Source organism: Streptosporangium sp. NPDC049248 (assembly GCF_040678965.1).
GTDB classification, from domain to species: domain Bacteria; phylum Actinomycetota; class Actinomycetes; order Streptosporangiales; family Streptosporangiaceae; genus Streptosporangium; species Streptosporangium fukuiense.
Genome location: NZ_JBFAQY010000035.1, coordinates 24,654 through 39,210 on the forward strand (window position 1 = coordinate 24,654; position 14,557 = coordinate 39,210).

At 70.2% G+C, this 14,557-nt stretch carries 13 protein-coding genes; 1 reads left to right on the forward strand and 12 read right to left on the reverse strand.

From position 1 onward, the window contains the following. Positions 1-37: 37 nt before the first annotated feature. The 9 genes from AB0K21_RS39225 to AB0K21_RS39265 all read right to left on the reverse strand — a co-directional run bounded on the left by AB0K21_RS39225 (position 38) and on the right by AB0K21_RS39265 (position 9,125). Complete coding sequence (locus AB0K21_RS39225) at positions 38-865, reverse strand: shikimate dehydrogenase (RefSeq protein WP_343966382.1); 828 nt, start codon at positions 863-865, stop codon at positions 38-40. Beyond that, positions 859-2,034, reverse strand: a complete 1,176-nt coding sequence (gene mltG / locus AB0K21_RS39230; RefSeq protein ID WP_343966384.1) for an endolytic transglycosylase MltG — start codon at positions 2,032-2,034, stop codon at positions 859-861. Before mltG (AB0K21_RS39230) ends, AB0K21_RS39225 begins: the two co-directional genes overlap by 7 nt. 163 nt (positions 2,035-2,197) lie before the next feature. Beyond that, positions 2,198-3,238 carry an endolytic transglycosylase MltG gene (gene mltG, locus AB0K21_RS39235; RefSeq protein WP_364157391.1) on the reverse strand — a complete coding sequence of 347 codons (1,041 nt, stop codon included), beginning with the start codon at positions 3,236-3,238 and terminating at the stop codon, positions 2,198-2,200. After that, positions 3,235-3,744 (reverse strand): Holliday junction resolvase RuvX, encoded by a 510-nt coding sequence (gene ruvX, locus AB0K21_RS39240; protein WP_364157470.1) that lies wholly within the window; start codon positions 3,742-3,744, stop codon positions 3,235-3,237. The genes mltG (AB0K21_RS39235) and ruvX overlap by 4 nt, the downstream gene beginning before the upstream one ends. Positions 3,745-3,796: 52 nt before the next feature. Further along, a complete protein-coding gene (gene alaS, locus AB0K21_RS39245; protein WP_364157394.1) occupies positions 3,797-6,469 on the reverse strand; it encodes an alanine--tRNA ligase in 2,673 nt (890 codons plus the stop codon). A gap of 1 nt (position 6,470) precedes the next feature. Then, on the reverse strand, positions 6,471-6,725 hold the full coding sequence (locus AB0K21_RS39250) for a hypothetical protein (protein WP_343966392.1): 255 nt from the start codon (positions 6,723-6,725) through the stop codon (positions 6,471-6,473). Then, complete coding sequence (locus tag AB0K21_RS39255; RefSeq protein WP_343966394.1) at positions 6,722-7,114, reverse strand: DUF948 domain-containing protein; 393 nt, start codon at positions 7,112-7,114, stop codon at positions 6,722-6,724. Before AB0K21_RS39255 ends, AB0K21_RS39250 begins: the two co-directional genes overlap by 4 nt. Positions 7,115-7,321: 207 nt before the next feature. Further along, complete coding sequence (locus tag AB0K21_RS39260) at positions 7,322-8,632, reverse strand: replication-associated recombination protein A (protein ID WP_343966396.1); 1,311 nt, start codon at positions 8,630-8,632, stop codon at positions 7,322-7,324. A 31-nt stretch (positions 8,633-8,663) separates the two neighbouring features. Continuing rightward, the gene (locus AB0K21_RS39265; protein WP_343966398.1) at positions 8,664-9,125 is read right to left on the reverse strand and encodes a hypothetical protein; all 462 of its coding nucleotides are present in this window, start codon (positions 9,123-9,125) and stop codon (positions 8,664-8,666) included. Between the two features lie 202 nt (positions 9,126-9,327). Here AB0K21_RS39265 and AB0K21_RS39270 point away from each other — a divergent pair, with 202 nt between their 5' ends. Next, complete coding sequence (locus tag AB0K21_RS39270) at positions 9,328-10,218, forward strand: peptidylprolyl isomerase (RefSeq protein WP_343966400.1); 891 nt, start codon at positions 9,328-9,330, stop codon at positions 10,216-10,218. A gap of 95 nt (positions 10,219-10,313) precedes the next feature. On the opposite strand, the gene AB0K21_RS39275 is transcribed toward AB0K21_RS39270, so the two are convergent. The 3 genes from AB0K21_RS39275 to AB0K21_RS39285 are packed head-to-tail and all read right to left on the reverse strand — an operon-like array spanning position 10,314 to position 14,519. Then, positions 10,314-12,275 (reverse strand): hypothetical protein, encoded by a 1,962-nt coding sequence (locus tag AB0K21_RS39275; protein ID WP_364157401.1) that lies wholly within the window; start codon positions 12,273-12,275, stop codon positions 10,314-10,316. Then, positions 12,275-13,498 carry a glycosyltransferase gene (locus tag AB0K21_RS39280; RefSeq protein WP_364157404.1) on the reverse strand — a complete coding sequence of 408 codons (1,224 nt, stop codon included), beginning with the start codon at positions 13,496-13,498 and terminating at the stop codon, positions 12,275-12,277. The genes AB0K21_RS39275 and AB0K21_RS39280 overlap by 1 nt, the downstream gene beginning before the upstream one ends. Continuing rightward, positions 13,491-14,519 (reverse strand): ABC transporter substrate-binding protein, encoded by a 1,029-nt coding sequence (locus tag AB0K21_RS39285; protein ID WP_343966407.1) that lies wholly within the window; start codon positions 14,517-14,519, stop codon positions 13,491-13,493. The genes AB0K21_RS39280 and AB0K21_RS39285 overlap by 8 nt, the downstream gene beginning before the upstream one ends. Positions 14,520-14,557: the final 38 nt, after the last annotated feature.

Sequence of the window (14,557 nt, forward strand, 5' to 3'; positions counted from 1 at the left end):
ATTAGTCACTCTATCACAACGACACGCTCACCCAGAATCATTCCGCTGGGGCGGCGCGCCTGACGATCTCGCTCTTCCCCGCCTCGCGCATCGCCTCCACCGGCACGTCCGCGCGGCCGGTCATCATCTCGACCTGCCGGACCGCCTGGTGCAGGAGCATCGGGAACCCTCCGACGACGATCCCGCCCCGCTCGGCCACCGCCGCCGCCGGCCGGGTGGGCCAGGGGGCGTAGACCACGTCGAAGAGCGCCGGCACGTCCGCCAGCGACTCGGTGAAGGCGTCGGCCGCACCGGAGGGCAGGGTCGAGACGACCAGGTCGACCCCCAGCACGGTGTCGAGCTTGTCGAAGGTCTGCACCGTTAGGCTCATGCCCAGCCGTCCGGCCGTCTCGACGGTCTCCGTCGCCCTGGACGGGTCACGGACCACGAGGGTCGCCTCGCCCAGACCCAGCTCGCGCAGGGCCGCCAGCGCGGAGGAGGCCGTCGCACCCCCGCCGAGGACGGTCGCGGAGGCGGGCGTGGCCACGCCCGCCTCCGCGAGCGCCCGGACGATGCCGTACACGTCGGTGTTGTCCCCGTGCCGGGCGCCGTCACGCAGGATCACCGTGTTGACCCCGCCCACCTGGAGTGCGAGTTCCGAGACGGTGTCGAGCAGCGGCAGCACGGCCCGCTTGAGCGGCATGGTGAGCGAGAGCCCCGCCCAGCCGGCGTCCAGCCCGTCGAGGAGGCCGGGGAGCCCGGCCTCGTCGCACTCGATCGCCTCGTACCGCCAGTCGTGCAGGCCCATGCCCTCGTAGGCGGCGCGGTGCAGGTACGGGGAGAGCGAGTGGGCGATCGGTGACCCCAGGACCGCCGCTCTCAGCATCCGTTCCCCTTGTTTCTCTCGTACTCGGCCTTGAGCGCGAAGAAATCCGCCTCCGTCGAGGCGAACTTGGTGAGCTGCTTCGCCGGGCAGGTGGTCACGAACCAGCCCCAGTCGCCCTTGGTGGGGTTGAGCGCCGCCTGGATGGCGTCGTCGCCCGGGTTGGCGATCGGCCCGGGAGGCAGGCCCGCGAACTTGTAGGTGTTGTAGGGCGAGGTGCTCTCAAGGTCCTTGTGGGAGGACTCGATGCCGTACTTGTTCAGCCCGTACATCACGGTGCTGTCCATCGACAGATTGAGGCGGGGGTTGCCGGCGAGCCGGTTGTAGATGACGCGGGCCACCTTGCCCATGTCCTCCTTGGTGCCGGACTCGGCCTGGACGATGCTGGCGATCGTCATGATCTCGTGCGGAGTGCGCCCGAGCTCCTTGGCCTTGCCCTGCAGGTCGTCCTTCTCCGCCGTCTGCTTGAAGCGCTCGACCAGTGCGCCCAGGATCTCGGAGGGCGTCATCTTGGGCCTGATCTCGTAGGTGGCCGGGAAGGCGTAGCCCTCCAGCCTGCCCCTGGCGTAGGACGGCAGGCCGAGCTTCCGGCTGTTCTTGGCCGCCTGCTGGAACTCCCTGAGCGGCTTTCCGGTCTTCTCGGCGAGCTGCTTGAGGGTGTCGATCAGGCGCAGCCCCTCCTTGAGAGTGATCCTCTCCAGCAGCCGCTTCTCCGGATCGAGAAGCTTGACGGCCTCCGCGGCCGCCATCTGCTTGCGCATGGCGTATTCGCCAGGCTGCAGGGAGGAACTCTTGCCGGCCTGGGCGACGGCGTTGACGAAGGCTTTGACGCTCTTCACCACGCCCTGCTCCTCCAGGGTCTGGGCGACGTCGGAGGCGTTCTGGCCGTCCTTGATCTCCACGACGACCTCGCCGGACCCGGGGCCGGTGTAGTCGTCCGGGGTCATCACGTCACGGACCCAGGTGTAGCCGTAGAAGCCGGCGGCGCCGATGCCGCCGAGCAGCACGATGACCGCGAGCATGGGGGCGAGGAAGCCGCCCCGGTTGCGGCGGCGCTTCCTACGCCGGCCACGCCGGCCGCCGGAGTCGCGTCCTGAGGACGCGCGAGATTTTCGGCCCGGCCGACCTTCGTCGTCGGAGCCGACCAGGAAGTCCATATCGAGATCGTTCATAGAGACGCTGGCCAATCTCCCGCTAGGGACGGCCTGGCGTCAAGCGGGTGTGCCAAACCGAAGGAAAGCCCCCGGCCAGACCTCCCGGTTTTCCGGGAGTGGTCGTCTGGTTCGCGGGTACGGGGCGCCGCATGCGACGGAACGAGGGGTGTTCCGCCGGGCATCAACGCTTCCCGAGGTATCTGTTCAGCTCTTCCCGGTATCTCACAAACTCACTCTCTTTGTCAGTGAATTTCGTGATTCTATGCTCCGGATCTGTGGTTACAAACCAGAACCAATCACCTTGATCTGGCCGAAGTGCCGCGATCAACGCCTTCTCCCCGGGGTTCGCGATGGGTCCGGGGGGCAGGCCAGGTCTGCGATAGGTGTTGTACGGAGACCTCACCTCGGTGTCCTTCTCGGACACCTCCAGGGTCCTGCGCCTCTGCGCGTACAGCACCGTGGTGTCCAGTTGAAGTGGGGTTCCTGCCCTGATCCGGTTGTAGATCACTCTAGCGATCTTCGGATAGTCCGGGTCCCGCCCGCCCTCCGCCTGGACGATGCTCGCCAGTGTGACAGCCTCCAGGGGGGTCAGCCGCTTCCTGGCGGCCCGCTCCTTGAGGTCGAGTTGCTCGGCGGCCTGTTTGTAACGTTCCACCATCGCGACCAGCACGTCCTGAGCGGTCGTGTCGGGCTCGATCTCGTAGGTGGCGGGGAACAGGAAGCCCTCGGCGTTCCTGGCGTACCGTGGCAGGCCCAGCGCCCGCACGTCGTCCGCGGCTCTGGCCAGGTCGGCCCGGCGAATGCCGGTGCCCTCGGCGAGCCGGTCGAGCAGTTCGGGCAGGCGGAGCCCCTCGGGGACGGTGACCCTGCGCACCATCCGCGACTCGGGCGCCACCAGCATGCCGAGTGCCGAGCGGGCGTCCATACCCCTGCGGAGCCTGAAGTGGCCGGGATGCAGGCTGCCCGTCCTGGCCTGCTCCTGCGCCGCGTGGACGAACGCCCTGGCACTCGCCACCACTCCGGCGTCGGCCAGCGCCAGCCCGATCGCGCCGGCGCTCGCCCCCTCGGGGATCTCGACGACGACCGTGCCGGAACCCGGCCCCTCGAAGTCGGCGGGCATCAGATAGGGGCGGACCGCAAAAAGCCCGGCCGCCGTCCCGGCGGCGACGGCGAGCGCCGACGCCCCGGCCACCAGCGGCCATATCCGCCGCGGGCGGCTCACCGAACGATCCCGCCGCCCGGCCTCTCGGCGGGCCTGTCACCGGGCCTTCCGCCCGGAGGCTCGACGGGGCTGCCGGGAGGCCTGCCGGTGGCGCGTTCGGTGTCCAGTGCCGCCTGGAGCAGCACGACGGCGGCGGCCTGGTCCACCACGCCGCGCTGGTTCTTCGCCTTCACCCCGCTGGCCCGCAGCCCCTGCTGGGCGGTGACGGTGGTCAACCGCTCGTCGAACAGCCGCACCGGGACGGGCGCCAGCCGGAGTGCGATCCGGTTCGCGAAGTCACGGGCGACGACCGCCGCCTGCCCCTCGCGCCCGGAGAGCGAGGTCGGCAGGCCGACCACCACCTCGACGACCTCGTACTCGGCCGTGATCTCCGCGAGCCGGTCGAGGTCGCCCTTGCCGCGCCGGACGGTCTCCACCGGCGTGGCCAGCAACCCCGAGGGGTCGCTTCTGGCCACGCCGATACGGACCGAGCCGACGTCGACACCCAGCCGAATGCCGTTTCTCATCATCTCTGTCTCCACCCTCGTACCGGCCGCGGCGCGAGAGTGTCGTTCCCCATCAGGTGAGCGTCTGCGTGATCGCCTGCTCGACGGCCGCGAGTGCCTCGTCGATCGCCTCGGGACGCACACCGCCTCCCTGAGCGACGTCATCCTTGCCGCCACCGCCACCTCCGAGTGCCTTCGCGGCGACGCCGACCAGGCGGCCCGCCTTCAGACCCCGGTCGCGTCCCACCTCGTTGACCGCGGCCACGACGACCGGCCGGTCGTTGGGGACACCGGCGACGACGACGACCGCGGCGCGGTCGCTCGGGAACCGGCCGCGCACGTCAAGGGCGAGTTTACGCAGATCATCAGGGGATGTTCCATCAGGCGCACGGTGCGTCACAACGGAGACTCCATGCAGATCACGGGCGTTTCCCGCCATCTCCCCCGCACCGGCGAGCGCCTGGGCCGAACGCAACGTGGCCAGTTCCTTCTCCGCGGAGCGCAACCGGGAGACGATGCCCTCGACGCGTTCGGGGAGCTCCTCCCTGCGGGCCTTGAGCTGCTCCGACAACTGGGCGACGAGGACGCTCTCCCTGGCCAGGAAGCGGAACGCGTCGAGGCCGACCAGGGCCTCCACGCGGCGCACACCCGCACCGATCGAGGCCTCACCCAGCACCTTGACCAGGCCCAGCTGCCCGGAGCTGGCGACGTGGGTGCCACCGCAGAGCTCGCGGGAGTACTCACCGACCTCGACGATGCGGACGGTGTCGCCGTACTTCTCACCGAACAGGGCCAGCGCGCCCATCGCGCGGGCCTCGGCCTGGGAGGTGTGGAAGGCGTTGACCCGCAGGTCGTTGATCAGGACCGCGTTGACCTCGTCCTCGACGTCGCGCAACACGCTGGGCGGCACGGCGCCCGCGGCGGTGAAGTCGAAGCGGAAGCGGCCCGGCGAGTTCTCGGAACCGGCCTGCGCCGCGGTCTCGCCCAGCGCGTTGCGGAAGCCCCGGTGCACCAGGTGGGTGGCGGTGTGGCTGCGGGAGATGGCCCGGCGCCGCTCGACGTCGATCTCGGCCTGGGCCGTCTCGCCCACCCGGACCTCCCCGGTGCGGACCTTGCCCCGGTGCACGACGAGGCCGGCGACCGGGGACTGCACGTCCACGATCTCCACCTCGGCCCCGCCGGTGCGGATGAGGCCCTGGTCGGAGAGCTGGCCGCCCCCCTCGGCGTAGAACGGGGTGCGGCTCAGCACGACCTCGACCGTCGTACCCGCGCCCGCCGCGGCGACGGAGGCGCCGTCGACGAGGAGGCCGACGACCTCGGCCTCGGCCGTCACGTGGTCGTAGCCGAGGAACTCGACCTTGCCGGCCTTCTCCAGGATCTGGCCGAAGACCGAGATGTCGGCGTTGCCGGTCTTCTTGGAGGCGGCGTCGGCCTTGGCCCGGTCGCGCTGCTCCTTCATCAGCCGGCGGAAGCCCTCCTCGTCGACCTGCAGCCCCTGCTCGGAGGCCATCTCCAGGGTCAGGTCGATCGGGAACCCGTAGGTGTCGTGGAGCTGGAAGGCCTGGTCGGCCGCGAGCGTGCCCTGCCCCTTGCGCTTGGTCTCCTCCGCCGCCACATCGAAGATCGCGGTGCCGGTGCGGAGGGTGCCGAGGAAGGACCCCTCCTCCGCGTCGATGACGCCGTGGATCTGCGGGGCGTCGGCCTTGAGTTCCGCGTACTGCTGGCCCATGACATCGACGGTCACCGCGGTGAGCTCGTGCATGTAGCGCTCCTCGCCCGCGCCGAGCAGGCGAAGGTTGCGGATGGCACGGCGCAGGATGCGGCGGAGCACGTATCCCCGGCCCTCGTTGGAGGGCAGCACCCCGTCGGCCACGAGCATCACGCCGGTCCTGACGTGGTCGGCGACGACCCGCAGCGAGACGTCGGCGCGCTCGTCGCGGCCGTAGCGCGTCCTGGTGAGCTCCGCGGCCCGGTCAAGGATCTTGTACGTGGTGTCGATCTCGTAGATGTTGTCGACGCCCTGCAGGATCGCCGCCATGCGCTCCAGGCCCATGCCCGTGTCGACGCTCTTGGCCGGCAGCTCACCGGCGATGTCGAAGTCGGTCTTGCTGCGGACCGCACCGAGCTGGAACTGCATGAAGACGTTGTTCCACACCTCGAGGTAGCGGTTCTCGTCGACGATCGGACCGCCCTCGCGCCCGTACTCGGCACCGCGGTCGTAGTAGATCTCGCTGCACGGCCCGCCGGGGCCCGGAACGCCCATGTGCCAGTAGTTGTCCGCCAGGTCACGGCGCTGGATGCGCTCCAGCGGCACTCCGGCCTTCCGGTGCCAGATGTCGGCGGCCTCGTCGTCGTCGAGGTAGACGGTGACCCAGAGACGGTCCTCGGGGAAGCCGAACCCGCCCTCGGACTCGGGCTTGGTCAGCAGCTCCCAGGCGAACGGGATCGCCTGCTCCTTGAAGTAGTCGCCGAAGGAGAAGTTCCCGAGCATCTGGAAGAAGCTGGCGTGCCTGGTCGTCTTGCCGACCTCGTCGATGTCGAGGGTCCTGACGACCTTCTGCACGCTGGTGGCCCGCTTGTAGGGCGGCTTCTGCTGGCCCAGGAAGTAGGGCTTGAAGGGCACCATGCCCGCGTTGACCAGAAGCAGCGTCGGGTCCTCGGCGATGAGGCTGGCCGAGGGCACAACGGTGTGCCCACGCTCCTCGAAGAAGCGCAGGAAGCGGCGGGCGATCTCTGCCGACTCCATGTCAGCGGCCATCCTTTACGTTGGAGTGATAGGGGTCTTCCACAGTGTCGAGCCCGAACCTGGATCGCAACTCGGTTTCCCGCTCGGCCGCACCTCGCAGGGCGTCCTCCGCGAGATCCCGCGCCTGCTCCAGGACCCCGCCCGCGTTCCGAACGGCCCGGCGGGCCAGGTGGTTCGGGTGCAGTGCCTGAAGCTTACGCATGACCCACAGCGCGCCGAACGCGCCCAGGCCCATGTAGAACAGCCTGCGGATCATCTCCGCCGCCTTTCCAGCGCCTGCGCGGCGGGCCTGGCGCGCCTGCGGGCGCCCACGGCCCGGCGGACGCCGTGGCCGAGGGCCGCGACCTTGATCAGCGGCCCGGTGACCAGGTTCTGGGTGATGTCGCTGACCTTGGCCACGTGCCCGCTGACCTGCTTGACGTCCCTGGTGATCGCCTCGATGGCGACCAGTTGACGGTTGGTCTCGCCGACGGCGGCCGACACGTCCTCCAGCAGCGGCACGACGCGGTCGCCCAGCTGGGAGACCATCTTGGTGGTCTCGGTGAGCAGGCGAGCCAGCCTGACCATGACGACGGCCATGAAACAGACCAGGATCGCCCAGGCCATCGCGACGATCAGCCCCGCGACCTCTCCTGCGGTAAGCATGTGCGGACCCGTCCCCTCATAGGTGACCCCGGCCGTGGTCGGGTGGATTGGCAAAACCCTATCGTGCTCGATATCACTCATCCTCACTTACCGCGCACCGCCGGCTCATGCCTCCGGGCCGGGTCCGGTCCTCCCTGGGACCCGCGTCCCGAGAACCGGGCGGTGTGAGCGGGACGAGCCACGAGACCGGGCGCGCGGCACGGCAGGTCACTCTCCGCGCAGGAAGGCGCGGATCCTGGACCAGCGGTCGGCGAAGCCCGCCTCGGCGCCGTGCCGGGTGGGCCGGTAGTAGCGCCGGTCCCTGAGCTCCTCGGGCGCGTACTCCTGACGGACCAGGCCGTGCTCGAAGTCGTGGGGGTACCTGTAGCCCTTGCCGTGGCCGAGCTTCTTGGCTCCCGGATAGTGGGCGTCACGCAGATGGTCGGGGACATGGCCGATGTTGCCGCGCCGCACGTCCTCGGAGGCGGCGCCGATGGCATTGATCACCGCGTTGGACTTGGGGGCCAGCGCGCAGTGGATGACCGCCTGGGCCAGGTTGAGCCGTCCCTCCGGCAGGCCGATGAACTCCACCGCCTGGGCCGCGGCCACCGCGACCTGCAGGCAGGTGGGATCGGCCATGCCGACGTCCTCGGAGGCGAAGATGACGATCCTGCGGGCGATGAACCGGGGGTCCTCGCCCGCCTCGACCATCCGGGCGAGGTAGTGCAGCGCGGCGTCGGCGTCGGAGCCCCGCATGCTCTTGATGAAACCGCTGATCACGTCGTAGTGCTGGTCGCCTTGACGGTCGTAGCGCACGGCGGCCTTGTCCACCGCCCGCTCCACCACCTCGACGGTGATCTCGCCGTCGGCGATCAGCGCGGCGGCCTCCAGATAGGTGAGCGACCTGCGGGCGTCGCCACCGGCGAGCCGCACCAGGTGCTCGGCGGCCTCGGGTGCGAGGTTCACCCTTGCGTCCAGGCCGCGCGGGTCGGTGACAGCACGCTCCAGCACCACCCGGATGTCGTCCTCCGACAGTGACTCCAGGGTGAGCAGCAGCGAGCGCGACAGCAGGGGCGAGATGACGGAGAAGAAGGGGTTCTCCGTGGTGGCGCCGATGAAGGTGACCCAGCGGTTCTCCACGGCGGGCAGCAGGGCGTCCTGCTGCGCCTTGTTGAAGCGGTGCACCTCGTCGACGAACAGGACGGTCTGGCGGCCGGACATACCCAGCTCGCGCCGGGCCTGCTCGATGGCCGCGCGGACCTCCTTGACACCCGCCGAGACCGCGGAGACCTCCACGAAGCGACGCTTGGTGACACCCGCCACCACGTAGGCGAGGGTGGTCTTGCCGGTGCCCGGAGGGCCCCAGAGGAACAGCGACATGGGCGCCTCGGCCTCGACGAGGCGGCGCAGCGGCGTGCCGGGGCCCAGCAGGTGCCGCTGGCCGATCACCTCGTCCAGGCTCCTGGGGCGCATCCGCACCGCCAGGGGCTCCTGGCCACGATGGGCCTCCTCCGCCGCCGAATCGAACAGGCTGTCCACTCCTGAGACAGTACCGTTGCCCGGTCGCGCCTCAGTTCCCCCAGACGGCGACGGCCCCGCTGTGCCCGGCCCGCAACACGTAGTAGAGCGCGACGGCGGCCAGGACCACGGTCAGCGCCGAGACGGCCAGCCCCGCCGAACGGCCGAACCGGTCCCCGCGCGAGACGTGGACGAGAGCCAGCGACATCACTCCGAGGGCGAGGGTGACGAGCAGCAGGGGGATGCTGAAGCCCGCGTGCTCGGCTATGCGCTCACCGAGCTGCCCGCTCGCGGAGGCGAAACGGCCCTCCTCCAGCGACTCCCCGCTCTCCCGTGCCACGAAGACGCTCACCGGCACGATCGGGGCGAGCCCGACCACCGCCCAGGTGAGCATGGGGCGGGTACGGGGCAGCAGCGCGTACGCGACGGCGAGCACCGCCAGGAGCGGGGTCAGGACCACGGCGGCGTGGACGACCAGGGGGTGAAGGGGCAGACCGAGGATCTCGTCGAACATGGAGTGCTCCGGTGGTGCGTGGCTCGTCATCGGCAGGTACGGATCTCACCATGAACGAGTTATGGAGAGTGTGAAGAGATCCCGGTCTTTCCCCTCCATCCCCATCTAGTGAATTCCGCCACTTACATGCAGCACACGTTAGGGCCGGTACGCTTTCCGCCAGTCCGTAAGTCATGTAACAGTAATCCTGGAGGACATAGCGGTGAGCGCCGAGGACCGCCAGAGCCAGTTGGCTCGGGAGCACAAGGAGCGGCAGGCGAAGCGTGCTGAGCAGCAGAAGAGCACGTCGAAGCGGAACGCCGTCATCGGAGCGGTCATCGCGGTGGTCGTCGTCGCGGGAGGCCTGTTCGCCGGGGTGAGGCTCCTCGGAGGTGACAACAAGGACGTCCAGGCCGCCGCGACGCCCAACGCGAGCAGCACACCGTCCGAGGATCCTGTCGCGACGCCCGAGCCGAGCATCACGGCCGCCCCGGCCGACACGACCTGTTCCTACCGCAAGGACACCAGCGGCAGCCCGATGAAGAACGTGGGCAGGCCGCCGACCAAGCCCAACCTGAAGTTGAAGACCATGACGATCACCACCAACCACGGTGACGTCGTGATCGACCTGGCGACCGCGCAGGCTCCCTGCACGGTCAACTCCTTCGCCTTCCTGGCCAGGAAGCACTTCTTCGACAACACCAAGTGCCACCGCCTGGCCACCCCGGAGAACTCCGGCCTGGGCCTGCTGCAGTGCGGCGACCCGCAGGCCAAGGCCGACGGCAAGAACCCCACCGACGGTCAGGGCAGCTCGGGCTACGTCTACGACAGCGAGAACCTCGGCGGGATACCGTACACCAAGGGCACGGTCGCGGTGGCCCAGGCGTCCGACGCCGTCAACCAGAACGGCAGCCAGTTCTGGATCTCGCTGGCCGACGAGACCGACCAGGTGGAGAAGGCCTACACCCCCTTCGGCGTGGTCTCCCAGGGCATGGAGATCCTCGAAAAGATCTACAAGGGCGGCTGGATCACCAACCCCGACGACATCACCGGCGACGGCGGCTCCAACGCTCCCAAGATCCCCGTGATCATCAAGACGGTACGGCTCTCCTAGCCTGACCCGCGGCGGCTCGCCGCCATCGGAACGCGCCGGCGGGGTGACCGCCGGCGCGTTCTGTCGTCTCCGGGGCGGGGCGTGGCGGGTGCCCGTCAGCGGCGCACGAACCGCGCGGGGTCCAGCCTGCCGTTCACCCGGGGGCCCGGCGGATGGTTGCGGGTGATCTCAGTCAGCCGTCGCCGGAGGAGATCGTCGCGGAGCGCGGCGTAGTCGCCGATGGCATGCCCCGGCGGCGGCGCGGGGGCATGCGGGGTGAGCGGGTGGCTCTCCAGTTCCAGGCCGTACCGGCCCACCTTCCCGATCCAGCCGCCGGCAGCCGCCGGTGGCCGTCGGCGGAGAAGGGTGGCCGAGGGAACGACCATGACGGCCGGGGCGGTGGATGCCGACAGGCCGCCATCGAAGAGGGCGTCGGCCCATCGCTCTGCCGCGTTCACCGCCCTCAGGGCGGCCAGTGGGTCGGGCAGGTCGAGTGGGAACCCGTTGTCCAGCAGGAAGGCCGATCGGGTGACGAACTCGCCGGAGACCTCCGGCAGGCGTTCTCGCACGTGCCCCACCAGGCTCAGCGCGTGGACGGGGAGGCGCTCGCACCCGAGCATCCGCAACCGCGGCGGATCGGCCGCGCCGCTCTCCCCCGGCCTCGCCGAAGACACCACCCGCAGGGGGAAGAACCCCGTCTTCCCTAGGTGGGCGGCGGCCTGCTCGGCTCCGGCCTCGCAGACGGGGCAGACGACGACCTCGACCGTCAGGAGGCCGGGGTGGCACACCGTCCGCTGGAGTCCCTCCGCCTCCCTTGCGGCCAGCAGGCGGACGAGGCCGGCGACGGTACGGTCATCGGGTGAGGTCTCCGCCTCGGTGGCCGCGCCGTCGCCGGGCAGCGGCCCCCGTGACATCACGGGCCGTCCGCCGCCGGGGACCGGGCCGTGCGCCAGGCCGCACGCCAGGCCCTCGACCCCCATCTCGACCAGTGCCGAGCGCACCGCGGGGGTGAGCCGTGCCTTCTCGGTGCCGGAGAGCCCGGAGTCGACCCAGCTGGTGATCACGGCCCGCCGCAGACGTGCGGTGAGCGGGCCCGCCGGCGCCCCGTCGGCGGCATCGGTACCGAGGAGGAAGGCGGCCGCCCACAGCTCAGCCGCGATCTCCGGCGACGTCCCGGCGCCTTCGAGGACACCGGCGAGGTCACGGCCTGCCGAGGAGCCGAGGAACGCCTCCAGGGGGCCGAGGACGTCCGCCCGGCCGAGACCGAGCACCCCGCACCAGTCGCTCCACCGCCCGAAAGGATGCCGGACACAGTCGTCGTTCACCGGTCGCAGGAAACCGAGGAAGCAGCCGGCGAAGGCGAAGGTCACCGAGAAGTCCCAGTCACGGGCGCCCGCGGCGCGCATCACCGCCCCCTTGTCGAAGCGCGGCGGTGCCGACCAGTGCTCGGGGGGAAGATCCGCTCCAGGGAGGAGCACGGTGGCGCGCCGCACGCCGTGACCGGCGTTCCCCGCGACGCTGGCGACCTCGTCATGGTCGAGCAGATGGGGCACGGCCGCCAGCGCGCACCGGTCCCGTTCGCGCAGGAAGCGATCGATCAACGTGTCGTCGTCGCGGACATGGTCGGGAACATCCGCCAGGTACTCGCCGAGTTCCGCGGCCAGCGCGACCGGCAAGACGAGTCCCTGCGCCGGAGTCCACTCTCCGGGAACCAGGCGCGCCCACGGCGCGCCGCCCGCCGCCGCCTGGCGAATCGCGTAGGAGTTGTAGGGGGAGTTCCAGTGCGCGTAGAGGGCGAGCACGTCGTCAGGCCTGGCGGCGACCGCGGCGAGCAGGTGAGTGGAGAACCCGTCCACCGGCAGCACGTCGTCCTGAAGAACAAGGTGGTGGGTGGCGTCCGCGCCGTACGCCGCCCAGGCCCGTTTCGCCGTCCGCAGCGGGCTGGGGAAGGAGCCGGGATCGGGGTCGGCGACAGGGACGATCCGCAGCGGCAGGCATGCGCGGGCGAGCCGGGCAAGCCTTTCCTGCCTGGCCGGGTGATACATGACGGCCACACTGATGCGCGGGGCGCAGGCCATCATCGTTCCTCGTGCCGGCCGGTGGCCCGTGCGGGCAACCAGCTGACCCGTCGGCCGATCCTGGCCGCCTCGGCCTCCAGAAGTTCCAGCGCCCAGCGAGGATAGGCCCGCAGCGAGGGGGCGAGCAGGCAGTGGTCGAAGGCGTCGGATTCGAGCAGCGTGCGGAACCCGTACAGCGGCAGGATCTCGATGCCCGGGACACGGCGGCGGGCCTCCTCCACCAGCCTGGGATCGGCTTCGAGGCAGAGGTCACCGCCCGCCACCGCGGCCAGGCAGTCGGCTCCGAACAGGACGGTCGAGCGGCCCGGACCCGTGGTCCCGGTCTCCGGCCAGGATCGCGCCAGATCGAACCGGGTCACGGTGGCGGCGCGCAGTTCGGCGAGGCGGGGGTGCAGTTCGTGCGCCCAGCAGACGGTGGAGACCTCGACGACCGGATCGACGTGTTTTCTCAGCGTGAGCAGCGCGTGCCTGTCGTAGCTGGGACGTAGCGCGTCCAGGTCACGCTCGTGGGGGATCTCGACGCTCGCCGCCTCTCGGGCCAGGACGAAGGTCAGCCCCTTCTCGTACAGGCGCCGGCCGAGTTCGACGTCCTCCCCGCTCCAGCCCACGAAGTCGGGGTCGAAACCGCCGAGCGCCCGGAAGTCGTCCGCCGCGACGGACACGTTGGCGGTCCAGAAGAAGATCCATGGAGCGGCGTACTCCTCCAGCGCGTCGCCGAGACTCCGGTAACTCGGCTCGCGCATGTCCAGGTGCCGGCCGGCCCGGACAAACCGCTCGATCAGCTCGTCGGGGGTGTCGCCGAGGTCGTCACGCCGGACTCGGCCGCTGACGTCGTGGTCGTAGCCGAAGACGTAGCCGATCACCGCTCGGCCACCGCCCTCGTGCGCGCTCAGGTGCCCGGTCAGCAGCCGGCGGGAGGCGAGAGTGCCGCTGTCCAGGAAGACCAGGAGCCGGCCGCGAGCCTGTGCCGCGCCGAGGTTGCGGGCCTGCCCGGCCCGGAACCCAAGGTCCTCCTGGTACACGTAGCCCAGGTGAAGAGCGCCGGCGTGGCTCTCGACCACGGTTCGCGTGTCGTCGGACGAGCCGTCGTCGGCGACGATCACCTCGTATCGGTCCCGGGGCAGGTCCTGGCGAGCCAGGGTGTGCAGGGTGCGGTCCAGCTCCCTCGATCGGTTGTAGGTGGGGATGACGACCGAGATGTCCGGAATCTGATGGTCAGTCAACGACTGCCTCCCGCAACAGGGCGGTGTCGAGTAGCTCGGAGACGGGCGGGAGCGTGCCGATGCCCCTGGCTCTGAGCCCGGCGTAGACGGGACCCGCCAGCCGGACGGGATCGATGTGGCCCAGTCCCCCCACGTCGGCACCGCCGCGGATGAGATCGTTCTGCACCTCGTTCTCGCGCCGGACCGCCTCGGCGTCGAGCCCGAGATCCTTGCCGTACCTCTCCAGGGTGAGTCTGACCCCCAGTTCGGGGTCCTTGACGTTGTGCCGGTAGCCGCGGATCACGGCGCGCAGGTAGGCGGCGAAGCGCGCCCGGTCGGCCTGGAGGTCGGCACGCCGGACGGCCATCACCAGCGCGTAGTCGGGCAGACCGAGCTCTCCCTGGGTCACGCTGACCACGTCGACACCCTGCTGTTCCAGCGCGAGGGGTTGGGCGGTGACGTAGCAGGCCATCACGTCGCACTCTTTCTTGGTGAGGGGACCGGTTCCGGCGCCCACCGGAACCCGCTCGTAGCGGACGGGCAGGTTGTTGACCTTCAGGATCGCCTCCACCAGCACCTCGGCGCCGGGTGACAGGCCGATCCTGCGGCCGACGAGTTCCTGTGCCGTGCGTACCGGGTTGGCTGCGAGGCTGACGAAACCTCCGGGAGTCTCCTGGAAGACGGCGCCGACGGCCACCAGGTCGGCCTCGCTCTCGCGGGCCTTGACCAGCGCGGCGAAGTCGACCAGCGCGACGTCCGCACCCCCCGCGGCGACGACGCTGACGGTGTCGGGGATGTTCGGCCCGCCCGCGAGGAGCGGCGCGGACAGTCCCTCGTCCCTGAAGTAGCCCTGCTGCTCGGCGATGTAGAAGCCCGCGAAGGTGACGGTCTTCAGCCAGGACAGCTGGGTGCGTACCGCCTTCCCGCCCCCCTCGGTCGCGTTGCCGGTGGCCGAGGAACACGCGGTGAGCATTCCGGCGGCGCCGAGCCCGCCCAAAACCGTGGTGGTGCGGAGGAAACCGCGCCGAGAGAGCTGATCCACCCTGAGTCCATCCATTTCTCGTGCCGTTCTGTTCCGGT